This window comes from Candidatus Planktophila sp. (assembly GCF_044232745.1).
Taxonomy (GTDB): domain Bacteria; phylum Actinomycetota; class Actinomycetes; order Nanopelagicales; family Nanopelagicaceae; genus Planktophila.
This window is the reverse complement of record NZ_JBIILI010000001.1, coordinates 254,917-278,953: the sequence shown is the minus strand read 5'-3', so window position 1 is coordinate 278,953 and position 24,037 is coordinate 254,917. Positions and strand designations below refer to the sequence as shown.

The 24,037-nt window shown below is 46.2% G+C and carries 25 protein-coding genes and 1 tRNA gene; 10 read left to right on the top strand and 16 right to left on the bottom strand.

Going from position 1 to position 24,037, the window contains the following annotated elements; genetic code table 11:
- Positions 1–11: 11 nt before the first annotated feature.
- Together AC9UGD_RS01450 and metH are read right to left on the bottom strand one after the other, a co-directional pair.
- Positions 12–686 carry an HAD family hydrolase gene (locus AC9UGD_RS01450; protein ID WP_509568475.1) on the bottom strand — a complete coding sequence of 225 codons (675 nt, stop codon included), beginning with the start codon at positions 684–686 and terminating at the stop codon, positions 12–14.
- Between the two features lie 5 nt (positions 687–691).
- The gene (gene metH / locus AC9UGD_RS01445; protein WP_509568472.1) at positions 692–4,192 is read right to left on the bottom strand and encodes a methionine synthase; all 3,501 of its coding nucleotides are present in this window, start codon (positions 4,190–4,192) and stop codon (positions 692–694) included.
- Positions 4,193–4,221: 29 nt separating this feature from the next.
- Here metH and AC9UGD_RS01440 point away from each other — a divergent pair, with 29 nt between their 5' ends.
- The gene (locus AC9UGD_RS01440; RefSeq protein ID WP_509568470.1) at positions 4,222–5,085 is read left to right on the top strand and encodes a PAC2 family protein; all 864 of its coding nucleotides are present in this window, start codon (positions 4,222–4,224) and stop codon (positions 5,083–5,085) included.
- Here AC9UGD_RS01440 and mshC read toward each other — a convergent pair.
- From mshC to AC9UGD_RS01420, 4 genes are read right to left on the bottom strand one after another with little or no spacing between them, the layout of a single operon-like run.
- On the bottom strand, positions 5,082–6,323 hold the full coding sequence (gene mshC / locus AC9UGD_RS01435; protein WP_509568467.1) for a cysteine--1-D-myo-inosityl 2-amino-2-deoxy-alpha-D-glucopyranoside ligase: 1,242 nt from the start codon (positions 6,321–6,323) through the stop codon (positions 5,082–5,084). The genes AC9UGD_RS01440 and mshC overlap by 4 nt on opposite strands.
- A 20-nt stretch (positions 6,324–6,343) precedes the next feature.
- Positions 6,344–7,054 (bottom strand): SCO1664 family protein, encoded by a 711-nt coding sequence (locus AC9UGD_RS01430; RefSeq protein WP_509568464.1) that lies wholly within the window; start codon positions 7,052–7,054, stop codon positions 6,344–6,346.
- Entirely contained in the window at positions 7,038–7,547 is a 510-nt protein-coding gene (locus tag AC9UGD_RS01425; protein WP_509568461.1) for an Rv2134c family protein, read from the bottom strand. The genes AC9UGD_RS01430 and AC9UGD_RS01425 overlap by 17 nt, the downstream gene beginning before the upstream one ends.
- Positions 7,544–8,221 carry an Rv2135c family putative phosphatase gene (locus AC9UGD_RS01420; protein ID WP_509568458.1) on the bottom strand — a complete coding sequence of 226 codons (678 nt, stop codon included), beginning with the start codon at positions 8,219–8,221 and terminating at the stop codon, positions 7,544–7,546. Before AC9UGD_RS01420 ends, AC9UGD_RS01425 begins: the two co-directional genes overlap by 4 nt.
- A 51-nt stretch (positions 8,222–8,272) precedes the next feature.
- Between AC9UGD_RS01420 and AC9UGD_RS01415 the strand changes: the two genes are divergently transcribed.
- Complete coding sequence (locus AC9UGD_RS01415; RefSeq protein WP_509568455.1) at positions 8,273–9,217, top strand: aldo/keto reductase; 945 nt, start codon at positions 8,273–8,275, stop codon at positions 9,215–9,217.
- Here the strand turns inward: AC9UGD_RS01415 and AC9UGD_RS01410 are convergent.
- Positions 9,214–10,527, bottom strand: a complete 1,314-nt coding sequence (locus tag AC9UGD_RS01410; protein WP_509568452.1) for a M20/M25/M40 family metallo-hydrolase — start codon at positions 10,525–10,527, stop codon at positions 9,214–9,216. The genes AC9UGD_RS01415 and AC9UGD_RS01410 overlap by 4 nt on opposite strands.
- A gap of 43 nt (positions 10,528–10,570) precedes the next feature.
- On the opposite strand from AC9UGD_RS01410, the gene AC9UGD_RS01405 reads away from it, so the two are divergent.
- From AC9UGD_RS01405 to AC9UGD_RS01390, 4 genes are all read left to right on the top strand, one after another.
- Positions 10,571–10,654: transfer RNA gene (locus AC9UGD_RS01405), tRNA-Leu, on the top strand.
- 1 nt (position 10,655) lies between these two features.
- The gene (locus tag AC9UGD_RS01400) at positions 10,656–11,183 is read left to right on the top strand and encodes an adenine phosphoribosyltransferase (protein WP_509568449.1); all 528 of its coding nucleotides are present in this window, start codon (positions 10,656–10,658) and stop codon (positions 11,181–11,183) included.
- A 2-nt stretch (positions 11,184–11,185) separates the two neighbouring features.
- Positions 11,186–13,030 carry an acyltransferase family protein gene (locus AC9UGD_RS01395; protein WP_509568446.1) on the top strand — a complete coding sequence of 615 codons (1,845 nt, stop codon included), beginning with the start codon at positions 11,186–11,188 and terminating at the stop codon, positions 13,028–13,030.
- A 25-nt stretch (positions 13,031–13,055) separates the two neighbouring features.
- Positions 13,056–13,700, top strand: a complete 645-nt coding sequence (locus AC9UGD_RS01390; protein ID WP_509568443.1) for a thymidine kinase — start codon at positions 13,056–13,058, stop codon at positions 13,698–13,700.
- Between the two features lie 11 nt (positions 13,701–13,711).
- Here AC9UGD_RS01390 and AC9UGD_RS01385 read toward each other — a convergent pair whose 3' ends face one another.
- Complete coding sequence (locus tag AC9UGD_RS01385) at positions 13,712–14,443, bottom strand: DUF554 domain-containing protein (RefSeq protein WP_509568598.1); 732 nt, start codon at positions 14,441–14,443, stop codon at positions 13,712–13,714.
- A 20-nt stretch (positions 14,444–14,463) separates the two neighbouring features.
- Between AC9UGD_RS01385 and yczE the strand changes: the two genes are divergently transcribed.
- Together yczE and AC9UGD_RS01375 are read left to right on the top strand one after the other, a co-directional pair.
- On the top strand, positions 14,464–15,129 hold the full coding sequence (yczE, locus tag AC9UGD_RS01380; RefSeq protein WP_509568440.1) for a membrane protein YczE: 666 nt from the start codon (positions 14,464–14,466) through the stop codon (positions 15,127–15,129).
- A gap of 93 nt (positions 15,130–15,222) precedes the next feature.
- Positions 15,223–16,668: an NCS2 family permease gene (locus tag AC9UGD_RS01375; RefSeq protein WP_509568438.1), complete on the top strand. Its 1,446-nt coding sequence runs from the start codon at positions 15,223–15,225 to the stop codon at positions 16,666–16,668.
- Between the two features lie 61 nt (positions 16,669–16,729).
- Here the strand turns inward: AC9UGD_RS01375 and AC9UGD_RS01370 are convergent, their stop codons facing one another.
- Together AC9UGD_RS01370 and AC9UGD_RS01365 are read right to left on the bottom strand one after the other, a co-directional pair.
- Positions 16,730–17,371 carry a uracil-DNA glycosylase gene (locus AC9UGD_RS01370; RefSeq protein WP_509568435.1) on the bottom strand — a complete coding sequence of 214 codons (642 nt, stop codon included), beginning with the start codon at positions 17,369–17,371 and terminating at the stop codon, positions 16,730–16,732.
- Positions 17,352–18,140 (bottom strand): ABC transporter ATP-binding protein, encoded by a 789-nt coding sequence (locus AC9UGD_RS01365; RefSeq protein WP_509568432.1) that lies wholly within the window; start codon positions 18,138–18,140, stop codon positions 17,352–17,354. Before AC9UGD_RS01365 ends, AC9UGD_RS01370 begins: the two co-directional genes overlap by 20 nt.
- Before the next feature lie 86 nt (positions 18,141–18,226).
- Here AC9UGD_RS01365 and AC9UGD_RS01360 point away from each other — a divergent pair, with 86 nt between their 5' ends.
- On the top strand, positions 18,227–18,748 hold the full coding sequence (locus tag AC9UGD_RS01360) for an ACT domain-containing protein (protein ID WP_509568429.1): 522 nt from the start codon (positions 18,227–18,229) through the stop codon (positions 18,746–18,748).
- A 4-nt stretch (positions 18,749–18,752) separates the two neighbouring features.
- The gene (gene serB, locus AC9UGD_RS01355) at positions 18,753–19,394 is read left to right on the top strand and encodes a phosphoserine phosphatase SerB (RefSeq protein WP_509568426.1); all 642 of its coding nucleotides are present in this window, start codon (positions 18,753–18,755) and stop codon (positions 19,392–19,394) included.
- Between the two features lie 2 nt (positions 19,395–19,396).
- On the opposite strand, the gene hisG is transcribed toward serB, so the two are convergent.
- Genes hisG through def form a run of 6 tightly spaced genes read right to left on the bottom strand, consistent with a single transcriptional unit; the run spans position 19,397 to position 24,027 of the window.
- Positions 19,397–20,242: an ATP phosphoribosyltransferase gene (gene hisG, locus AC9UGD_RS01350; RefSeq protein ID WP_509568423.1), complete on the bottom strand. Its 846-nt coding sequence runs from the start codon at positions 20,240–20,242 to the stop codon at positions 19,397–19,399.
- A gap of 9 nt (positions 20,243–20,251) precedes the next feature.
- A complete protein-coding gene (locus AC9UGD_RS01345) occupies positions 20,252–20,515 on the bottom strand; it encodes a phosphoribosyl-ATP diphosphatase (RefSeq protein ID WP_509568420.1) in 264 nt (87 codons plus the stop codon).
- A 20-nt stretch (positions 20,516–20,535) separates the two neighbouring features.
- A complete protein-coding gene (gene rpe, locus AC9UGD_RS01340; RefSeq protein ID WP_509568417.1) occupies positions 20,536–21,204 on the bottom strand; it encodes a ribulose-phosphate 3-epimerase in 669 nt (222 codons plus the stop codon).
- Between the two features lie 9 nt (positions 21,205–21,213).
- The gene (locus AC9UGD_RS01335) at positions 21,214–22,581 is read right to left on the bottom strand and encodes an RsmB/NOP family class I SAM-dependent RNA methyltransferase (RefSeq protein ID WP_509568414.1); all 1,368 of its coding nucleotides are present in this window, start codon (positions 22,579–22,581) and stop codon (positions 21,214–21,216) included.
- A complete protein-coding gene (fmt, locus tag AC9UGD_RS01330) occupies positions 22,562–23,467 on the bottom strand; it encodes a methionyl-tRNA formyltransferase (RefSeq protein WP_509568411.1) in 906 nt (301 codons plus the stop codon). The genes AC9UGD_RS01335 and fmt overlap by 20 nt, the downstream gene beginning before the upstream one ends.
- Positions 23,467–24,027 carry a peptide deformylase gene (def, locus tag AC9UGD_RS01325; RefSeq protein ID WP_509568408.1) on the bottom strand — a complete coding sequence of 187 codons (561 nt, stop codon included), beginning with the start codon at positions 24,025–24,027 and terminating at the stop codon, positions 23,467–23,469. The genes fmt and def overlap by 1 nt, the downstream gene beginning before the upstream one ends.
- Positions 24,028–24,037 lie beyond the last annotated feature (10 nt).

Sequence of the window (24,037 nt, the reverse complement as noted above, 5' to 3'; positions counted from 1 at the left end):
AAATTCAGTCCTCAAATAGCCGTAGCAAAGTTACTTCTTAGTTCACCCAATTTCGCATAAGACATTTGTTCCAAGGATTTAATAACTCGTACCCTTTCAGACTCTTCGATTGAGACCAGATGCGGAACACCGATCAGAAATGCGCCACTTGCTATAGCGGCGCTCATTCCAGTCAACGAATCTTCAAAAATCAAACAGTTTGAAATATTTGAACCCGTGATTGCCGCAGCTTTTAGATAGCCTTCTGGATTCGGCTTGGTGTTAACAACATCATCCGAACTAATTGAGAAAGGAAAGAGTTCGTGTCCTAAATTATCTAGAACGGCATCAACAATATTTCTTGGGCTTGCCGATACCAAAGCGGTTTTTACCCCGTGAGATTGCAGTTCCCGCACGAGTTCAATAGCCCCAGGCATGGTCGGCGTGTTTCCGCGCATCCTTGCCACTTGGGTATCGATGAGAGTTTGAGTAAAGAATTGTGGTGATTCTTGTTGCCCACATTTGTCGTGCATGTATTGGCCAACTTTTGAAAGAGGTCCACCTAAGCAGGCAATTTGATCGGCTTCTAACCACCGATACCCATATGCCGCCGTAACTTCAGTTTCAGATAAAAGCCATTCGGGTTCAGAATCGACCATGAGGCCATCCATATCAAAGAAGACTGCCTCGAAAAAATTATTGGTCATAAAAATTAATTAGCGTTGAAATACTTGGCTTCGGGATGATGAACAATAATTGCTGAGGTTGATTGTTCAGGGTGCAATTGGAACTCTTCTGACAATTCAACTCCTACTCGCGCAGGATCCAATAGTTCGCAGAGTTGAACTTGTTGTTCAAGGTCAGGGCAAGCAGGATAACCGAATGAATAACGTGAACCGCGGTATCCCTGGTCCAGGATCCCTTGTAAATCAGATGAGTCTTCAGCCTTAACTTCTAGCTCTTCTCGCATACGAGCATGCCAGTGTTCGGCAAGAGCTTCAGTTAACTGCACGGATAGCCCATGAAGTTCGAGATATTCACGATAGTTGTTATCTGCAAACAATTTGGCTGAGGCTTCACTAACTGTAGAACCCATAGTCACGATATGAAAAGCAACCACATCAGTTTTACCAGATTCCTTCGAGGCAAAGAAGTCGCTGATGCATAGTCGGCGATCACGACTTTGACGTGGGAAGGTAAAACGAGTTCTTTCTTTGCCCTTGTTCTCGCCTTCGTGATGAAGAATTACTAAATCATTTCCTTCGCTGTAGCAAGGGAAGTATCCATATACAACTGCGGCATTGAGCCAACCTTTTGACTGAACTTCATTGATTAGTGCGCGCAAACGAGGGCGCCCTTCGGCCTCCACCATGGATTCATACTCACCACGGTTTCCCTTAAGTCCCCACTGGCCAACAAAAAGCGCGCGCTCATCCAGCATTCCTGCGTAATCAGATAGTTGAATTCCCTTGATTACACGTGAACCAAAAAATGGCGGATGGGGAATCGAATTGTCAGAGGCAACATCGCTACGACGAGTATCGATGGGAAGCTCCTCTGTCTTGATTCTTGTATTGGCTACGCGTCGCTCGCGTAGGGCAGGTAACGCTGCGCCTTCGTCTCCACGTTTTACCGCCATGATTGCATCCATCAAACGTAAACCTTCAAAGGCATCGCGGGCATAACGAACTTCGCCTGGAAACATAGATGCAAGATCTTGTTCGACATAGGCACGAGTAAGTGCTGCCCCACCTAAGACAATTGGCCAACGTTGATCTAATCCGCGGGCAGTCAACTCTTGAAGGTTTTCTTTCATAATCACTGTCGATTTAACGAGCAAACCGCTCATTCCAATTGCATCTGCATTGCTTTCGGTAGCACCATCAATAATTTGATTGATGGTCTGTTTAATACCGATATTGACAACTCGATAACCGTTATTGGTCAAAATAATATCGACCAGATTTTTTCCGATGTCGTGCACATCTCCGCGAACAGTTGCCAAGAGCATGGTTCCTCGACCGTCATCACCAGTTTTTTCCATGAATGGTTCGAGCATCGCAACAGCAGTCTTCATCACTTCAGCGCTTTGAAGAACGAATGGCAGCTGCATTTCACCCTTACCAAAAAGCTCGCCTACCACCTTCATGCCTTCAAGCAAATGTGAATTGATGATTTCTAAAGGCGGAGTGCCTTGGGCCATAGCAGCCTTGAGATCATCATCGAGGCCAACTTTTTCGCCATCAATTATGCGGCGTTGTAGTCGATCAAACAAAGGTAAAGCCGCTAGCGCTTCTGCTCGGGCATTTTTACTTGTAGCAAGTTCTACCCCATCAAACATCTGTAAGAACTCTTGCAGTGGATCGTATGTACATTCATCACCATCAAATACTCGGCGATCGTAAACAAGATCAAGTGCGACCTGCTTTTGACGCTCATCTATGCGGGCCATCGGCGTGATCTTAGAAGGATGGACAATCGCCGAATCAAGCCCAGCCTGAACGCATTCATGCAAGAAAACAGAGTTAAGAACCACGCGCGCAGCGGGATTGAGACCGAAAGAAACATTACTAACACCTAGCGTTGTTTGAACTTCTGGGAATTCAAGCTTGAGCTTCTTGATCGCCTCGATGGTTTCTATTCCATCGTTACGCGTTTCTTCTTGACCGGTTGCAATTGGGAAGGTTAGGCAATCGATCAAAATATCGCCAATATTCATTCCCCAGTTATCGTGTAAGTCATGTATCAAGCGACGTGCGATACGTAATTTCCATTCAGCGTCTCGGGCCTGACCCTCTTCATCAATGGTTAGCGCAACAACACTTGCCCCGTGTTCTTTCACTAACGGCATAATCTTGGCAAAGCGTGACGTCGGTCCATCTCCGTCTTCGTAATTGACCGAGTTGATAACACATCGTCCACCTAGATGTTCTAGACCAGCCTTCAAAACATTTGGTTCTGTCGAATCAAGCACGATAGGCAACGTGCTTGAAGTTGCAAACCGTGATGCTATTTGACTCATATCTGCTGCGCCATCGCGGCCGACGTAATCAACTGATAAATCCAGCATGTGTGCACCATCGCGGATTTGATCACGCGCAATTTCTACACATTTTTCCCAATCTTCAGCTAAGAGCGCATCACGAAATGCTCGAGAACCGTTGGCATTGGTTCGTTCACCAATTGCTAAATACGTTTTATCTTGTCTAAACGGAACATATTGATAAAGAGAGGAAGCGCCTGGATCAAGGGCTGGCGTGCGAGTTGTAATTTTTCTCTTGCTCAGTTTAGAAACAACCGCGGCCAAATGTGCTGGGGTTGTTCCGCAGCATCCGCCGATTAGTGAGATTCCATAATCAGTAACGAAACCATCCAATGCGGTTGCTAATTCGGCAGGTGCTAATGGGTATGTCGCACCATTGGGACCAAGTTGGGGTAATCCTGCATTAGGCATAACCGAGATTGAAATCTTTGCGTTCTTACTTAAGTAACGAAGATGTTCAGACATCTCTGCAGGTCCAGTTGCACAATTCAAACCAATTAAATCAACCCCCATTGGTTCAAGTGCATTTAGCGCTGCTCCAATTTCAGAGCCCATCAACATTGTTCCGGTTGTTTCTACTGTTACTTGAGCAATCAAAACTATGTCGTTAACCGCTTCAAGGATTGCTTGCCTGCATCCATTTACAGCGGCCTTTACCTGCAACAAATCTTGGGAAGTTTCAACGAGTAAAGCATCGCATCCTGAATCAGCCAGACCTTTTGCGGCGGTGTAGTACGCAACCTTGAGATTGTCATAGGTTGTATGTCCAAGACTTGGCAACTTGGTGCCAGGCCCCAGTGAACCTAAAACGAATCGGGGTTTATCGGGTGTAGAGAATGCATCCGCTGCCTCACGAGCGATCTTTCCACCGGCATAGGCCAACTCGTAGATTCGATCTTCAATTCCATAGTCGGCCAAGTTGGACCAGTTTGCGCCAAAAGTATTTGTTTCAATTGCATCGACTCCGGCAGCGAGATATTCATCATGGACTGATCGAACAATGTCCGGGCGGCTGACATTGAGAATTTCATTGCAGCCTTCATGGTTTTCGAAATCCGCAAGGGAGGGATTTGCCGCTTGAAGCATGGTGCCCATAGCCCCATCGGCAATCACTACACGTTCGGAAAGGGTGCGCCGTAGCAGTCCAGCAGCTTTATTCGGCGTGTTCATCTGACGAAGGTTACCGTAAGGTTGCATTCGTGGAGATTCATAACATACCGCTGCTGCGCGACCCAGTCATGATCGTGGCCTTCACCGGCTGGAACGACGCCGCCGAAGGTGCATCTGGTGCGATTGAGCATTTGCTATCTGCCTGGCGAGAAAAAGATGACGATGTTGTGCCTCAATTAATTGCAGATGTTGAGGCAGAAGAGTTCTACGACTTTCAAGTCAATCGACCACAGGTGTCAATTGATGACTCATTGATTAGAAGTATCACATGGCCAGGCACTCAAGTGTTTGGACTGGTCGTTCCGTCGATGAACCGTGATTTGGTTATTGTTACGGGAGTCGAACCATCGATGCGTTGGAAGAGATTCACATCTGATCTGCTAGATCTTGCTGATGATTTAGAGATTTCGCTTGTAGTAACCCTTGGTTCATTACTTGCAGATTCTCCGCACACTCGTCCAATAACTGTTACAGGTACGGGTGCCCATCCAAACATCGCTGATCGTCTTGGAGTTTCAGTGTCAAAGTACGAAGGACCGACTGGAATCTTAGGAATCATTCAGGATGGCTGTATGCGACGCGGCATAGATGCGATTTCTCTTTGGGCGGCTGTTCCACATTACGCTTCAAATTCACCATCTCCTAAAGCATCATTGGCCCTGATTAATTCACTTGAAGATTTCTTGGACATTTCGATTCCACTAGGGACACTTCACACCGATGCCGAAGAGTGGGAAAAATCGGTGGATCAAATAGCGGCAGAAGATACTGATGTTGCTGAATATGTGAAGGCCCTTGAAGACAGCAAAGACGCAGCTGAGCTGCCCGATGTTTCCGGTGAGCTCATCGCTAAGGAGTTTGAAAGATATCTCCGACGACAAAGTGAGAGCTAAAGTTTAATTCCTAGCAATGCATCTAATGCCTCGACAAGTGGGAGTACTTCCCCACCGCTGGATCCAGATTGTGAATCAACAACCCAATTATTGATACGTTGCAAAATTGCTGGTGTGTCTAGATCATCAGCTAACAAATCAATAATTTGCGTAATCAGTTGTGACGTCGGAGCCACCTGATTGTGTTTAAGCGCTGAACGCAAAGCGGCAATTTCGATTTCAGCTTCGATCAATGACTGCTCGGTCCACATTCGATCCTTGCGATAGTGATCTTTCATGAGGGCCCAACGGATAGCCATGGGATCGCGTCCGGCTGCCACTAACTTTGATACAAAAACCAAATTCCCTTTGCTCTTACTCATCTTTTCACCATCAAGACCGATCATGCCAGCGTGCACATAGTTTCCTGCTAGCGGTTTTCCTGAAAGCACTTGAGCTTGTGCGGCACACATTTCATGGTGAGGAAAGATCAAATCCGACCCTCCCCCTTGAATGTCGATCAATGACATGTCATCAGTAACCGGTTCGAGATACTTGATGGCTATCGCCGTGCATTCGATGTGCCAACCCGGTCTACCAACACCAAAAGGCGAAGACCAGCCAGGCTCATCGGGTCGTTGCGACATCCACACTAGGCAATCCAGTGGATCAGATTTTCCTAAACGATCAGGGTCACCTCCACGTTCGGAAAAAATTTGGATCATTTGTTCTTTCGAAAGATGAGAGCGTTGACCGAATTCTTTATCAGCATAAACAGCGAAATAGAGATCTTTATCAACTTGATAAACACTGTCTTTGTTCATAAGAGCTGTAATCGCATCAGTAACCAACGGAATCGCATCGACTGCACCGATATAGTGAGCCGGAGGGATAACTCGCAAATTCACCATATCGCCGCGGAACAGATCAATTTGCTGGTGTGCTAAGTCGGTCCAATCAACTCCATCTCGCTTGGCACGCTCCAATAATGGGTCATCGATATCCGTAATATTTTGGACATAGCGAACCTCGGAGCCGCTTGCTCGTAGGTATCGATTGATCAGATCGAAGGTTAGATAGGTTGCTGCGTGACCCAGATGCGTTGCATCGTATGGAGTAATTCCACAGACATACATTCGATAAACCTTTTTGCGTGGTACTGATTCCTTGATGCCGGTAGCAGAATTGGTCAACTGTAGTTCTGAGAAATCTACGGTGGAGCGTATGTCAGGGATCGCTACTTCGCTCCAGGAATTCATGTCTGTATCGTAATCGGAAATCAAAAAGCCGGCCATGGGACTGCTGGCCAGTCCGGATTAGGTAAAGGGAATGTTCCATTCTCCAGAAGATCTGCAACTCTGCGTGCGGTCTCTCTAATCTCAACCTCTGTTAAATATGGTGAAAGTCGCTGCCCTAATTCTCCCGCGATATCAGAGTGTGCCCTTTCAAGTAAAGCTATCTCTTTATCAGTGAATGGTTCATTAGCCCATTGCCACAAAACCGTTCGTAACTTGTCCTCGGAGTGGAAAGTAACTCCATGATCGCAACCAAATACGGTTTGATTATTAAGCGGCAACAAATGGCCGATTTTTCGATCGGTATTGTTGATGATTGCATCGAACAACGCCATAGCTCGTAAACGTGGATGATCGGTTGCGAAAAACTTGGCTAAATCAATTCCCTCATCGATATCAACCCATTGTTGGACCATCCCGAATCCATACGGACCATCGCGCAAGATTGTTAATGGCACTAAATCGAAACCCAAATGATTACTCACCAGGTATGCGGCAAATTCTCGGTGGGCCAAACATCCGTCTGCGAAATCCCATAGTGGGCGCTCTCCCGCTATGGGTTTATAGATGCAAATGAGTGATTGATCTTCAAGAGTTACCGTTGCATACAAAGTTGCATTTGATGCATCGACCAAGCGACCCGTTACATTCAGCTCGCCTTCAGAGAGCAGAAGTAAATTATCGTCTGTAGCCATTTGCCCTCGGGCACAAATGGCCGCGTGGATCGATCGGTATTCCGCAGAAAGGACATGGCAATCGCCCTGCATTGACCACAGCTTTTGATCGGCTTGAAAACGCGGCCGCCATGCCAATCGAGATGTTTATTTCTACAACTTCGCCCTCTGAATCTTCTTCATCTTCTTCGAGTTCGTATAACTCTATTGAAATCAAGGCCGACTCTTCATCCCAAGCTAGTGACATTGCCCCTACTTGAAATTCCGCATCTACTGGTGATTCCAATGGAGCGTCATCAAGTGGAAATTTTTCAATGTTAATCAATGGATTAGATTTTCGAATTTCAGAAATCATGACATCTAATCGTGCCGTAATCGCTTGAACTTGGGCTTTTTCGACTGCAACGGAAAACAGCCTGGAGGATGTGCGAACTTGAATATAAAAAGCACGCTCCCCAGGTTCTCCAACCGTTCCAGCGATGAAACGCTCTGGTCGCGAAAATTCGTGTCTCATCGACCTGATCCACCGCCGAGTAAATTTCTCGATCTTTTTGGTTCGACAAGAAGTTCCGTTACAACTGATCGGGAATCGTTGAGAAGCAGAGTACGGGGCTTTATTGTGGAAAAATCCAGAATAGAAATCGACGCAGGGTCGATCACAATCCGTTGAAATTCATCCAGGTGCATGCCAAGGGCTGATGCAACGATGGATTTGATTACATCACCATGACTAACAATTACCGCCGAACCCTTAGCTTTCTTAGAAACCATTTCGTGAACAGATTTCATGGCGCGGGTTTGCATCTGTGCTATCCCTTCTCCACGTGGGAAGTACATACGACTTGGAGATTCTTGAACTGTTTTCCACAACCTATTCTTGTTTAACACTGCTAATTTTTTACCGCTCCACGTGCCGTAATCAACTTCAGTAAGTTCTTGGTCAATTACCGGCTCGAATTTAGGATTACTAGGCAGGAGCACGGAATGCATCCAGGGTGAAATAGTTTCAAAACATCTCTCCATGGGACTGATACGCAGACTCGATACTGGGAATTTTCCCAATCGAAGTGCTAATTGTTCCGATTGCTCTAGTCCTTTTTCGGATAGATGCACATTGGGTAACCGACCTGAAAGTATTCCGGCAGCGTTGGCTTCCGAATGTGCATGTCTAATCAAAACCAATCGCATAAAACAAAGGCTATCGCAGCTTTTGAGTCCCGCTCTTGCTAAGGTCGCCCCATGGAAAAACGCAGAGCAGGCATGAGTGGCTTAGCACTCTCGCGTTTGGGTTTAGGGACTATGACCTGGGGCCGGGATACAGATGAAATCGAGGCCGCTGATCAGTGCCGCGCATTTCTGGATGCGGGTGGTAATTTCATAGACACAGCTTCAACATACGGAGATGGCGACAGTGAGCGGGTAATCGGCGGGCTAATTGGAACCTTATTTAATCGCGCCGAAGTTGTAATAGCTACGAAGGCTGGAATTGGTTTTACAGATGGCGTCAGAAAAGTTGATGCATCAAGGCATTCATTGATTGCAGAGTTGGATCGCTCCCTTTCTCGCCTGGGCACTGATTTCGTCGATGTATGGCACGTTCATGCTTGGGACGATGCAACGCCATTAGATGACACTTTGTCTGCATTGGATTATGCCTACACAACTGGAAGAGCCCGATACGTCGGAATAAGTAACTATTCGGGCTGGCAGATAGCTCGCGCCGCAACTAAACAACAATCTAATTCAATGAAGGCACCGCTAACCACGGTGCAAAATGAATACTCGCTACTAAATCGAGCTGCCGAATCCGAAATTTTGGATGCGGCCGAAGAATGTGGATTAGGATTTTTGGCGTGGGCTCCATTAGCACGGGGAGTTTTGACGGGTAAGTATCGCAAGGGAGTACCTAGTGATTCCCGTGGTGCTGCTCCGCACTTTGCTAAGCACATCGAACCGTATCTGGACGGTCGATCAACACGCATTGTTGAGGCGGTCGTGGTCGCAGCAGAAGGTTTGGGGTATTCACCACTGGAAGTTGCACTCGCCTGGGTTAGAGACGCACCTGGCGTTACAACCTCTTTAATTGGTGCACGCACAGGCGCTCAGTTACGAGGCGTGCTCAAGAGCGAAGAGATCGCCCTACCAGACATTGTTCGCAGTGCACTTAATGATGTAAGCGCTTAAGCATTTTCTAAAAATTCTTTCAAAACGCGTGCACCGAAGGTCAATCCTTCGACAGGAACACGTTCATCGACTCCGTGGAACATAGCCATGAAATTAAAATCTGCTTCAAGTTTGAGTGGTGAGAATCCGTAACCAATAATTCCCAGATCGGCCAAAGCCTTATTATCTGTTCCGCCACTCATAACATATGGAACTGGGATTGCAACTGTGTCCTCTTTAATGAGGGCGTTGCACATGGCCTCCACTAGATCGCCTTCGAACGGCACTTCGAGAGCTTTGTCTCGAGTGATCGTCTCTACCGTTACATGTTCTCCAATTAATGACTTTATAGTTTCATTCAATTCATCTTCAAAACCTGGAATGAATCGCCCATCCACAACAGCACTTGCTGCACCAGGAATAACGTTTGCTTTGTAGCCCGCTTCAAGCATTGTTGGATTGGCTGTGTTCTGAAGTGTTGCGCCGATCATGGTCGCAGCAAAACCGATCTCATTCAACAAAGGACGGAGATCCTCTTCGTTGTATGGCTTGCCTGTTGCATCGGCTATTCGTTGAAAAAACGCCTTAACCGTTTTGCTGTAGCGCTGTGGCCATTCGTACTGACCAATTTTTGCCACGGCCTCGGCCAATCGAGTAACTGCATTTTCTCCATTCATCATAGAGCCATGACCAGCGCGACCTTCAGCCGTTAAGCGCATCCAGTGAATGCCTTTTTCCGCGGTTTCAATTAGATAAAGACGTTTGCCACCAGCAACAGTTACTGAAAAACCACCAACTTCCGAAACTGCTTCGGTGCACCCTGCAAAAACTTCAGGATGATTCTTAACCATGTAATGAGAACCGAAATTGCTGCCTGCTTCTTCATCTGCAAAGAAAGCCAAGACGATGTCACGTTCTGGTACATACCCTGTACGCGCCCAGTCCCGGACCGTAGCAATAATCATTGCATCCATATTCTTCATATCAACAGCGCCACGTCCCCAGATGAAACCATCTTTGATTGCTCCAGAAAATGGATCTACAGACCAATCGGCAGCATTTGCAGGAACAACATCTAGGTGACCATGTACAACTAGGCCAGGTCTGTTTGGGTTGGAACCTTTTATTCTTGCAATTACATTGCAGCGGCCTGGAGCTGACTCGTAAGTTTGTGTCTCTATGCCAGCTTCATTCAATAACTTGACAACATGTGCGGCAACATCTTTCTCATCACCTTTACCTTCACCGAAATTAACACTAGGAATTCTGATTAATTCTTGGCAAATACGAATGGTTTCAAGTTCAAGTTCTGAGTGTGTCGTAGTGGTCATTTCGCTATTCTCGCACCCAATTGCTATTCTTGCCGAACACTTAGTCCGGGTGGCGGAATTGGCAGACGCGCTAGCTTGAGGTGTTAGTTCCCGCAAGGGATTAGGGGTTCAAGTCCCCTCTCGGACACATGAATCTTGATGATGCCTTGTCGCTCATCCGCGAAATACCTGATTACCCAAAAGCGGGTATTCGGTTTCAAGACATCACCCCTCTTCTAGCCAACGGTGAAGCATTCATGGCGGTTACTGATAATTTCGCGGGCTACGCCGATTCTTCAATTGTGATTGCAGGAATCGAAGCACGCGGTTTTATTTTTGCTTCAGCTGTAGCAAATAAACTACATAGCGGGTTCGTGCCGATCCGTAAGGCTGGCAAACTCCCCCATACAACAATTTCGGAATCATATGGTCTTGAATACGGCACGGATACTTTAGAGGTTCATGTTGACGCCGTTGCAAAAGGCATGAAGGTCCTATTGATCGATGATGTTTTGGCGACCGGTGGAACTATTGGGGCGGCAATTGAATTAATGCATCGCTTGGGCGCTGAAGTTGTTCACGTATTGGCCTTACTAGAAATAGATGGTTTGCAAGGCAGGGCACTTCTTTCTGCAAAGTACCCGGACATTCCCATTTCCTCGCTGGTAGTTTCTTAAACGTGCATCTGCCTCAGATACAAGGCCTTCGAGCACTCGCTGCACTATTAGTTGTTTTTTATCACGCCGGATTTATTGATGGCGGCTACATAGGTGTTGACGTGTTTTATGTGATCTCTGGATTTCTAATAACAGGCTTAATCGTCAGAGAAATCGAGCATGCAAAAACCTTTGATTTCAGAGCCTTCTACAAACGTCGCATTATGAGACTTTTGCCCGCATCCTTCTTCATTGCCCTAATCACAGTAATTTTAACCTTTTTTGCTATTGCTCCATCGCTTCGAACACAACTAGCAAAAGAATTCTTGACGGCAAACACATACACTTCAAATTTTCTCTTCGCCTACTGGGACAACGATTACCAAAATCTAGATGCGCAACCGTCAGTATTTCTACATTATTGGTCGTTGGCGGTAGAAGAACAATTCTACTTCGTTTGGCCATTCATGCTGGTGCTGTTCTATAAGATTAAATCATTAGGAATCGGTAAAGGCGTATTGCTTACCGGGTTTGTCTCCTTCGTTATCTCAATCCTGTGCACATATCTCTACCCGGTCTGGGCCTTTTATTCACTTCCTACTCGCGCTTGGGAGTTAGCGGCCGGTGCCCTGTTGGCTATATATTCGAAAGGGTTGTCATCGTTTTCGCAAAGATCTATTCCATATCTGGGAGCCGCGTTACTAATCTTTTCCTCGTTCTATCTGAACAATCAGGATCGTTTCCCTGGTTATAAGGCCTTGCTTCCAGTTCTCGGCACTTTCCTGTTGTTGCTAAGCGTTAATTCGTGGCCATCATCATTGCAGCGCATTTTTACTTCAAGGATCGCGACATGGCTAGGAAATATCTCCTACTCAACCTACCTGTGGCACTGGCCTATATTAGTGTTGCCGGTACTTTACTTAGGACGCGAGCTCAATGCTCCTGAGCTGATTCTCTGTATTGTTCTAACTATCCTGTGTGCACATTGGACAACTAAGTACATTGAAAATCCAATGCGTAGTATGCCCATCAGTCAGATTCGAACAGCGATACTTCTTCTAACATCCATCTTGATTGCATGTGCAGTTTCTCTGTTTATCTCATCTACCAACAATTCACAGATAACTGTTCAGAATTCCTCCTTTTCATTTGATTTTGAAAAAACCATTCGTAAACCTCTGATCAATTCTGATAAGTGTCACGTAACTCATGGTCAATCATTTTCACCAGGCTGTTTATACGGTGATAAAGAAGGTGGAAAGAGTTTGGTTCTCTTCGGTGATTCTCATGCAGGACAATGGTTTCCAGCTTTGGACAATTTTGCAAAAACAAATGGATTTCAATTGTTTAGTTTCACCAAGTCTGCTTGCCCTGCCGCCAATGTAAAGTTGCCCGACAAAGGGGGCTTCAAAGACGCAGAATGTAAAAAATGGCGTCAGTCAATCTTGAAAAGAACCAAAGAGATTGCACCAGCTGCAATAATTATGAGTGGCTTTCAGCATTTCACACCACCCTCTAATGTGACTAGTGCAGAACTATGGTGGAAGAACGGGTTATCGAGTTTGCATAACGAGTTACAAGGTGTTGAGTCTCGTCTTATATACATCGGTGATACTCCTATTCCTATGGTTAATGTTCCGGAATGCTTGGCAAAGAAAAGTATTGCTGAGTGTTCAAAGGTCAAAAAAAGTCCAGAATGGAAGAGCTCAAACTTCCAATTTATAGACCCAACATCATGGCTGTGTAAAATAACTTGTCCAGTGGTTTTGGGCAACATAGTTGCGTATCGGGATAGAAGCCATATTTCTGTAGACATGGCGCTAAGACTTACCGAAAAACTATCTATGGCGCTGTCATCGAGACTATAAGTATTCGTTGTGGCAGGATACCTACATGGCTGAGTTGATCTACTACTGCGGAACTATGGATAGTGGTAAATCCACGCTCGCTTTACAGACTGCACATAACCACCAAAGTCGCGGACGTACGGGATTAATTTTCACAAATAACGATCGCGCTGGTACCGGAGTCATATCTAGTCGCCTTGGTCTTTCAAGCCCCGCAATTGAAGTCACTCCTTCCATGGACTTGCATAAACTCGTAGTGGACCAGTTATCAATGGGTGAACGTATTGATTACATTATTTGCGATGAGGCGCAATTTTACGAAAGTAATCAAATCGAACAATTAGCCCGAATCGTTGATGGTTTAAGTATTGATGTTTATGCCTTCGGAATTTTGGCGGACTTTCGAACAAAACTTTTCCCAGGCTCTGCCCGTTTGGTTGAGTTGGCAGATCGCGTGAATACTCTTCAAGTTGAAGCTCTGTGCTGGTGCGGTTCTCGTGCAACGCACAACGCCCGAACAGTTGGCGGAGTTATGGTTGTTGAGGGCGAGCAGGTAGTAGTTGGAGATGTCTCAACAGGTGCTGAAGTCGCCTACGAAGTTTTGTGCCGCAGACACCACATGCGACAAGTGACCGCCCGCGTCTCGGGTGCGGCACACACCTCATCTATTCCATTGCCCTTCAAAGAATAGATCGATCTCGCCTAAAGAGAATGAACGACCAAAGCCAGCAGAGGAGCAATGGCCAATGCCGGCAAGAGATTTCCAACTGCCACATTTTTTATGTTCAATAATCTAAGCGAGATGCAAAGGAGCATGAGGCCACCAACGACGGTCATCGCATCTACTTGATAGTCGGCAAGTATTTCGCCTAATCCGAAGCCGATGACAGTCCACACCGCTTGATAAATTCCGACTGGAATTGCCGAAACAGCTACTCCCCACCCCAAAGAGGTAGCAAAAGCCATAGCTGCAAAAAAGTCCAAAGTACTTTTCAGAATTAATTGGTCTATACCAGTACCCATGCCATCGCTAATACTTCCCAATATCGCTAATGGTCCGATAGCAAATAGTAATGAGGCTGCAACAAAACCTTCAACAAATGGCGAATCACTAGAGGCCTTGAATTTAACGCGAAGAGTCTCTCCCAATTTGTCTAAGCGATCCTCAAGTTTGAGTGCAGAACCAATCAATCCACCAATTAAAAGCGAACCAAGAATAACTAGTAAGGTCCATCCTTTAGGAAGTGCTTGAACATATCGATCTGACCATAAAGGAATCAATGCCGAGCCAGCTCCTAATAGCGTGACCAACCCCAGCACATCTGTGAGCAAAGTTCTCGTGCGAGAATTCATTCGATTACCCACTAGGACTCCAAGTGAGGCTCCTGAAATAATCGTTAGAACGTTTATGAGGGTGCCAGCGCCAGGAAACATATTCTGATTATACTCATGCAATGTCGAATCCATTTTTGGAATTCTTGCGTCCGCACAAGACGGTTCCACACGCACCATGGACCGCAAGTTCTCGATGGGATCTTGCTCCGCTTCGAACAGTAGTTCTCTTTTTTGGTTTGTTTGTTTTTGGATTGGGTGATTCATTATTGATCCAGAGTGAAATCGGAAACGCCCCATGGTCTGTTTTAGCGCAAGGTATTTCGAATCGTTTAGATATAACGATGGGTTGGGCCACCTTCGGAATTAGCACGCTTGTCTTACTACTTTGGATTCCACTGAAAGAAAAGCCTGGTTTCGGTACGCTGTCAAACATCGCACTGATCGCTATTGCCATTCAAGTTGGCGTCACTATTTTTCCACAGCAAAGTTCTTATACGGTCGGGATCGTTTACTGCTTAGTGGGTATCGCAATGGTCGGCATTGGCTCAAGCTTGTACATAACGTGTGGTTTGGGACCAGGACCTCGCGACGGCTTGATGACCGCCCTTCACCACAAATCTGGTGTGCGCATCGGTCGGGTTCGATTGGGTATCGAGGGCACGGTTTTGATTGCTGGTTGGCTTCTCGGAGGAACGGTTGGGCTCGGAACGCTCCTGTTTGCGACCCTAATTGGGCAATCAATAGCCATTTCCCTGGGAGTCGTTTCCCGAGTTACCTCTAAGTAGCCCATAGGATCGACTCATCTTCCCAGGGCTGTGCGCCCTTTCGCACACGGGGTCGCAAACACCCCCGACAACAAAATTAGAAAGGCATCATTCATGCTGGACTCATATTTTAAAATCTCAGAACGTGGCTCTTCAATCGCCCAAGAAGTTCGAGGCGGATTAGTAACCTTCTTCACGATGGCATACATCGTGGCGCTCAATCCGATCATCTTGGCGTATTCGCCAGATGCAAATGGTCAATTCCTCTTCGGAGGTGATGCTCCAGCTCCAGCGATGGTCGCGGCTACAACCGCACTCGTTGCAGGTGTGCTGACTATCTTGATGGGTTCTGTTGCGAACTATCCGCTTGCACTTGCGACTGGTTTGGGACTTAACACATTCGTAGCAGTCGGAATCGCTTCACAGATGACATGGGCCGCTGCAATGGGCCTCGTTGTTCTGGAAGGTCTGATTATTCTTATTCTAGTGTTGACCGGATTCCGAGTTGCAGTGTTCAAGGCAGTTCCGGCACAGATCAAGATTGCCATCTCTGTTGGAATCGGTCTGTTTATTGCACTTATTGGATTAGTTGACGCAGGTTTCGTTCGACGTACCGCTGCTGGCCCTGTCCCAGTGGGTTTAGGAGTTAACGGAAATCTCGTTGGCTGGCCAACAGTTGTATTCGTATTCGGAACTCTTCTTATCATGGCTTTGATGGTTCGCAAGGTTAAGGGAGCGATTCTTATTGGAATCGCTTCAGCAACTGCATTAGCGATCGGTATACAGCAGGCGTTTAACATCAAGCCTAATTTCACTCCAGGAAATCCACCAACCATCGTTGATGGCGGTTGGCAGCTAGGTATTCCTGCAGTTCCAACAGATATCGTTGCTGTTCCTAAGTTTGATTTCACCGGACAGTTTGATCTCTTTGGTGCTTTCACTCTGGATAATGTCTCTTTAATTGCAGCGATACTTCTTCTATTTACCCTTCTGCTCTCTGACTTCTTCGATACTGTCGGTACAGTTACAGCGATTGGACATGAAGCAGGCCTCGCGGACAAAGATGGCAATGTTGACAACATCCAGAAGATCTTGTTGGTCGACTCAGTAGCAGCAGCCGCAGGTGGTGCCGCTGGTATTTCTTCAAATACTAGCTACATCGAATCCGCAGCCGGCGTGGGAGAAGGCGCACGCACAGGCCTTGCTTCAATCGTTACAGGAATTGCATTCTTGTTGACAACGTTCTTAGCGCCCTTGGTTGCAATCATTCCTTATGAGGCAGCCACACCTGCATTGATCATCGTTGGATTCCTGATGATGTCACAAATCAAGAATATTGATTGGGATGATCTTGGAATAGGAATTCCTGCATTCTTGACAATCATCTTGATGCCATTTACTTACAACATCTCAGTAGGTATTGGTGCTGGTTTCATTACTCACGTAGTGATTCGCCTAGTACAGGGTCGTGGAAAGGAAGTTCATCCACTTCTGCTTCTAGTCTCAGGACTATTTGTGATCTACTTCTTGTCCTCTCCAATCAATGCTTGGATCGGCTAGAAAGTTTTAAAGCGAAAGGCCCTCGGGAAACCGGGGGCCTTTTTCTTGTAACAAACCAGGGTTACCACTGAATGGGTGTCTTTCCGTGGGCTTTTAAAATATTGTTGCAACGAGAAAATGGTCTGGATCCAAAGAAGCCTCGATAGGCAGACAAGGGACTTGGGTGCGCTGATTGGATTCGGTAACCTTCTGGAAAATAGTCCGATAACTCCCCCGCCGTCTTTCCCCACAGAATTGCTACCACCTGTCGCTCTCCAAGCTCTCGCGCAACAGAATCAGTTATTTCATTCCATCCAAGATCTGAGTGTGTGAGCGAAGAACCTGAATCGGTTGTCAAAATGCGATTGATCAACATCACTCCCTGATCAAACCAATCAGACAAATCACCACGATCTCTACTTATTCCGCAATCACTCAATAACTCCCTATAAATATTGCGAAGAGATGCAGGCAGTGGCGAAACACTATTGTCTACTGAAAAAGCTAGGCCATCGGCATGACCTTTGGTTGGATATGGATCTTGCCCGAAGATAACCACCTTCGTTGATCCAATGGCTTGTCCTAATGACCTGAAAACATTGTGAAACTCAGGTGAAATATTTCGGCCAACTAGCCCCTGTTCTATTCGTTCAATAGAACCAGAGTATGGATTTAAAACATCTTTCCAGTCAGGATGTAATTGGTTAAACAGTTGCGCGGGCAAAGAAGCGACCAGATTCTGGTGTGACCGTGATAGACGTGCCAAAGACAGCAGAGACATGATCCGAGGTGATGACCTGATCAATTGGACCCGAAACGGCGATAACACCGTCTTTGAGCAAAATAGCGTGCGTGCTTCCCACAGGAATTTCTTCTATGTGGTGTGTGACAAGAATGGTAGCTGGAGCGGCGGGGTCTGCCGAAAAATTAGCAAAACGATGAAGTAGATCTTCTCGTCCACCAAGATCCAATCCCGCGGCTGGCTCATCCAACAGTAAAAGTTCGGGATCTGTCATGAGAGCACGTGCAATTTGAACCCGTTTCTTTTCGCCTTCGCTGAGTGTTCCGTACAGCCGCTCTCCCAGCTCTCGGACTCCAAATGTAGTTAACAAAGCCATCGCTCGGGACTCATCCCAGAGATCATAATTTTCATTCCAACGCCCGACAATTGCATATGCCGCAGTAAGCACGACATCTTTAACAGTTTCATCATATGGAATATCTTCGGCGACCACTGAGCCGCAGATTCCAATCCGCGTCCGCAATTCGAAAAGATCTATCGAACCCATTTGTTTATCTAACACACGAACAACGCCCTGGGTCGGAAACATTTTTGTCGCAAGAATCTGCAAGAGTGTTGATTTACCAGCACCGTTCGGGCCTAAAACGACCCAACGTTCTCCTTGAGTAATCTGGAAGTTGATCGGCCCCAAAATGACTCGATCGCCTCTGCGAACTAAGACATCACTAAGGCTCAAAACCGTGGTACTCATAGATGCAAAAGATAGTGGTTGTGTGAGCGAACAGGGGTTAATGCCTCACCTTTAAGTGCGGTGATTCACGATAACCTTGCCTTCTTATGACAGAAAACAGCGCACAGACAGAGCAGTTCACCGGGTTAATCCTGCTAACGGGCATTGATAAGCCTGGCATTGCGGCAGCACTCTTTGAAACCCTAGCTCCCTTTGCTGTACATGTGATCGATGTGGAACAAGTGATCAATAACAGCCGCTTAATTTTGACTGTTCTGATCGGTGCTAATCCTGCGCATCAAAAAGCTATCGAAGAAGATCTCAACTTGTGTGCTTCTGCATTAGATGTTGATGTCGCTACCGTATTCGGAACAACGCAAGTTTCACAGATGGCGCTTGGAATACTTACCGCACGTATTACTTCTCCTAAAATGCATCCGCAAGCCATGGCATTAGCTACTCAGGCTATAGCAGCTGCTGGTGGAAACATTCATAGTTTTAGTAGAACATCAGACAATCCGGTGACTATAGCGATAACTATTTCAGGGCTCTCAAAAGAAGCGCTAGAAGCAGCCCTCTTACCTCTGAAATTTGAGGACGCAACCAATATTTCAGTGAGCGATCTCTGAACATATGACATTCGTAAAACGCTTGGTTCAACTTGATGTCGATTCGACTTTCATTCAGCAAGAGGCAATCGAACTGCTAGCCGCAAAAGCTGGCGTGTTGCAAGAAGTTTCTGCCATCACTGAGTCGGCTATGCGAGGCGAATTAGATTTCGAACAGAGTTTGCGTGCACGAGTCAGTCTGCTTAAGGGATTGCCTGTATCCGCTGTTGCTGATGTACAGCATGAAATCACATTAACTGATGGAGCTCAGGATTTAGTCAACACTCTGCACGGGCAGGGTCACAGTGTGGCACTGGTTTCAGGTGGTTTCATCGACATCATTGAACCGATGATTCGATCGCTATCGATCAAGTATTACAAAGCAAACAAGTTGGAATTTCTAGATGGATTTCTGACCGGCAATTTAGTTGGTCCGATTATTGATCGTGCCGCTAAGGCTGCAGCATTGCGTGAGTTTTCGATTGCCAGTGCGGTAATTTTGGAAAATACTGTGGCTATAGGCGATGGTGCAAATGATTTAGACATGATGGAAATTGCAGGTTTGAGCATCGCATTTAATGCAAAGCCCATAGTCGTTGCAGCCGCAGACCGTGCGATCAACGAACCATCTTTACGTTCAGTTATTGATTTGATTGGGTTGGCGTAAAACTACAAACGACAAGCGTGGATATCAGTGACCAGAATTCCACGAGCACCTATCGCCCACAATTCATCCATCACCTGGTTTGTCTCTTTACGCAAGACCATAGCTCGGACTGCAACCCAATCCTGCTTTTGCAAAGGAGAAATCGTTGGAGACTCAAGACCAGGTGTAATCGCACAGGCCTTCTCGACTAGATCTTTCGGGATGTCGTAATCAAGCAATACATATCGTCGTGCTGTGACTACACCTTGTAAACGACGAATCAATATTTCTAATTCCGCGGGAATCGCTGTGTTTCGACCAGCGATTACGACCGCTTCGCTTGTCAGGATCGGATCGCCAAATATCTTCAATCCAGCTTGTCGCAGAGTACTACCAGTACTGACTACATCTGCGATTACATCAGCAACTCCTAAACGCACGCTGCTTTCAACAGCACCATCGAGCCGAACAATCTGTGCCTTAATTCCTAGCGAAGACAGTGAATGTTCGACCAGGCCTGGATAGGCGGTCGCTACTCGCTTGCCGGCGATGTCTTGAACCGACCAATTCTTATCTGTTGGGCCAGCAAAGCGAAAGGTAGATGCGCCAAAATCTAAAGACAAAATCTCATCTGCATCCGCGGCAGAATCAATGAGTAAGTCTCGGCCAGTGATTCCTGCTTCGAGCTCTCCTGATCCCACATAAACCGCAATATCTCGAGGGCGCAAGTAATAAAACTCAACACTGTTGTCATTATCAATCAACACTAAATCACGAGTATCTGTACGTTGGCGATATCCCGCCTCTTTTAGGATCTGCATTGAACTATCAGCTAATGAACCTTTATTCGGTACGGCTATTCTCAACATCATCTTCTCCTAAAGAAATTTGTAAACATCATTGATTGATAGCCCACGTGCAAGCATTAAAGTTTGCAAGTGGTAGATCAGTTGGCTTATCTCCTCAGCTAGTGCTTCATCCGATTCGTGTTCAGCGGCAAGCCATACTTCACCCGCTTCCTCCAGAATTTTCTTACCAATTCCGTGGATTCCAGCATCAAGTGCTGCGACTGTGCCTGAACCCTCTGGGCGAGTTAGGGCTTTCTCGCTTAGTTCTGCCCATAAGGTTTCAAAGGTTTTCATGGCTTAAGTTTACTAGAGAGTCACTTGCTCACGTGGCTAGTTGCGATATTACGTAATGAGACGACCATCGCGGCAGGATCGGGAGCGTTAAAGACCGCACTACCAACTACAAATGTATCGGCACCAGCATCTAAGGCAATTTCGATCGTTTTCATAGAGATTCCACCATCAACTTGCAACCAAATAGGTCTATTCCCAATCAGTTGTCGTGTGCGGCGAACCTTGTCCATCATGTTTTCCATAAAGCTTTGCCCACCAAATCCTGGCTCTACTGTCATGATCAGGAACATATCGACATCATCAATAACAGATTCATAATCAGAAATATCAGTATTTGGCTTGATACCAAGACTGGATCGCGACCCAGCTTTGCGGATGTTTTTTAAGGTTTGAGGAATATCGTTCGTGGCTTCTGCGTGAATCGTGACAGAAGCGCATCCAATTTCAGCATATTGGACAGCGATTTCATCCACATGCGCAACCATCAGATGAGCGTCAACTGCTAGTACTGAACTCTTAATGATTGCCGATGCCGCATCAAAATCAAAAGTAAAATTTGGTACAAATACATCATCCATTACATCTAAGTGAAGCAGATCCGAAACCGCTGCGATTCGTTTAATTTCCTGATCCAACTGAGAAAAATCCGCATTCAAAATACTTGGAGTTATTCGAATATCTCGACTCATGAGTGAATCTTAACCAATGTTCTTTCGGAACAGGGCTAAGTACATCGCATCAGTACCGTGTTTATGAGTCCACAAGGACATTGCTCCGTCACGTGTGGCCTGAAGCAAATTTGGTGGGAGGAATTCATCGACAACGATCTGTTGTACATCCGAATACTTCTTCTTGATGTCTGCGATTTGAATACTTGTTTCAGCCAGATGAGGCGAGCAGGTTGCATACCCTAGAACGCCGCCAGAATTGAGCGCTTGAATAGCTGAGTCAACTAGCTCTCGCTGCAACTGGGTCAATGCACGTAAATCCTGCAATGTTCGACGCCAACGAACTTCTGGGCGTCGACGAAGTGCGCCTAACCCTGTGCAAGGGGCATCAATCAAAATCGCATCAAATTTTTCATTACTTAAACCGATTGTTCGACCATCCGAAACAAGAACACGGTCACCGTGTACCACTTGTTTCACAAGTTCAGCACGTGCTCCTGAAATCTCGTTGGCGATGAAAGTAATGCCGCGTTCTCTAGCAATACTGGACAACAATGCAGCTTTTCCGCCAGGACCAGCGCACAGATCTAACCAGCTAGCACCTGTCGCAACCTGTGAAAAAACTTGCGCAACTAATTGCGAACCTTCATCTTGTACTCCGATTTTTCTCGCCTTGATTAGATCAAGAGCTCCTGGATTGCCTTTCCAATGGGCACCATAAGGCGAAAACTCTGTTGGCGCTCCCCCGATATCCAGTAAATCCTGTTGGCTGGAGAACCCAGGCCACGAAACTAGGGTCGGTGTGGCGGCTTCATTATTAATCTTCAGCGCTGCCTCAACTTCGTACCAATCTTTCAAAAGATCATAATAAGCAGAGACGATCCATTCGGGATGTGAATAAGCGATAGCAAAGCGTTCTACAGGATCTGAAATAGCAGCTAAAGGCGCAAACCAATCATCGATTGCTGTACGTGTAACACTTCGCAACAAGGCGTTCACAAAACTCGCCTTTGATTCTCCGATACGTTTGCGAGCTACTTCCACTGTTGCTGCTACGGCGGCATGATCAGGAATTCTCATTTCATGCAGTTGATGTACACCTAACCGACAGATATCCACGATTCCTGGATCAACTTCTGACCATGGTCGATCACTTATTTGAGCTAAAACCCAATCATGCTTGCCTTGCATTCGTATTGTGCCGTAAAGCAACTCCGTGACCAGCGAACGATCTCGGTCCTCAAGTTTGCTTGCGTTTAAAGCTTGTGGAAGTAACAAATTTGAATAACCTTCATTACGATTTACTTCAGTGAGCAAATCAAATGCTAATAAACGTGCAGCGTCTGGTTTCGGTGACTTGAATGTATTGCGACGCGCCTCAACCAAAGCTTTCACCACCGTTTAGTCGTGCTCCGCGCGCCCAAGCAATCGCATCCATTTCCTTCTTCCCTGCAGGAATAACGCGCAGTAATTGCAATGATCCTGATCCAGTTGATACAAAGACCGCATTATCTGCAACTGATATCTCACCTGGGTGACCAATCTGTGCGCTTATCGATCCTGTGGCACAAATTTTGAAGGGCTCGCCTTTCCATACTGTCCAGGCTCCAGGATCGTAAGTAAAAGCACGTACGCAATTAGAAATGTGCATTGCATCCTGCGCGAAATCGATTTTGGCTTCCGCCTTATCAATCTTAGGAGCTATAGAAACCGAACCAAATTGGAGTTGTGCACTACTTCCATTTTCAATCATTGTGAATGCTCGCTGAACTACTTCAGGCCCAAGATCGGCTAGCTGTTGCAGCAATTCAAAACTTCTCCAAGAGGTATCGATGGCAATCGATTCTTGAGCAAATATAGGACCGGTATCCATGCCTTTATCCAATTGAAATACAGAGACACCCGTAACTGTGTCACCGTTCTGAAGTGCACGTTGAACGGGTGCGGCTCCTCGGTATGCAGGCAGAAGTGAGAAGTGAAGATTCAGAAAACCATTTTTCGGTAGATCCAAAATTGTTTGGGGAAGCAATACTCCATAGGCAATCGTTAACACTAAATCCAACTCTTCGATTTTTCCGACTAATTCCGATGAGTTTTCGGGTTTTATAACTGCTATCTGATGCTCATTAGCCCAGTCACCAACTACCGATTGCTGAAGATTGCGACCACGCCCAGCTGGTCGATCTGGTTGTGTGATGATTAATGCAATTTCATGTTCGGAATGTAATAACCAATTTAGGGTTGGTATTGCTACATCCGGAGTAGCAGCTACTCCGATACGCACTAAGAAATCCGTCCGAAAATTGTATGTGGAGAATCCTTCACCTGGATCGAACGCCCTTGTTCGGCGGCCAGATTGAACCACTCAGATACACGGATTTCTTTCATTGCTAATTTTCGATCTTCGGGTAACAGTTTGTCGATGAACAAGATGCCATCTAGGTGGTCTGTCTCATGCTGAAGGGCGCGTGCTAAAAACTCAGAACCTTCCACGGTGATCGGTTCTCCATACATGTTGAAACCTTTTGCTACAGCTCTCATAGCTCGAGGTGTTTCATATCGAATTTCCGGAAAGGACAGGCATCCTTCTTCGCCATCCTGCATTTCTTCGCTCAACGTCAAGACGGGGTTAATTAAGTGACCTAATTCTTCATCTACATCCCAGACAAAAACACGTAGTGGTACACCTATCTGAGGGGCAGCAAGACCAGCACCAGGGGCGTCAATCATTGTGTCTGTTAAATCTTGTACTAGTACACGCAATTCTTTATCGAAATCGACTACCAAGGCTGCCGGAGTTGTAAGTACCGGATCCCCGAAGAATCGTATTTCTTGAATAGACATGGGTTCAGTC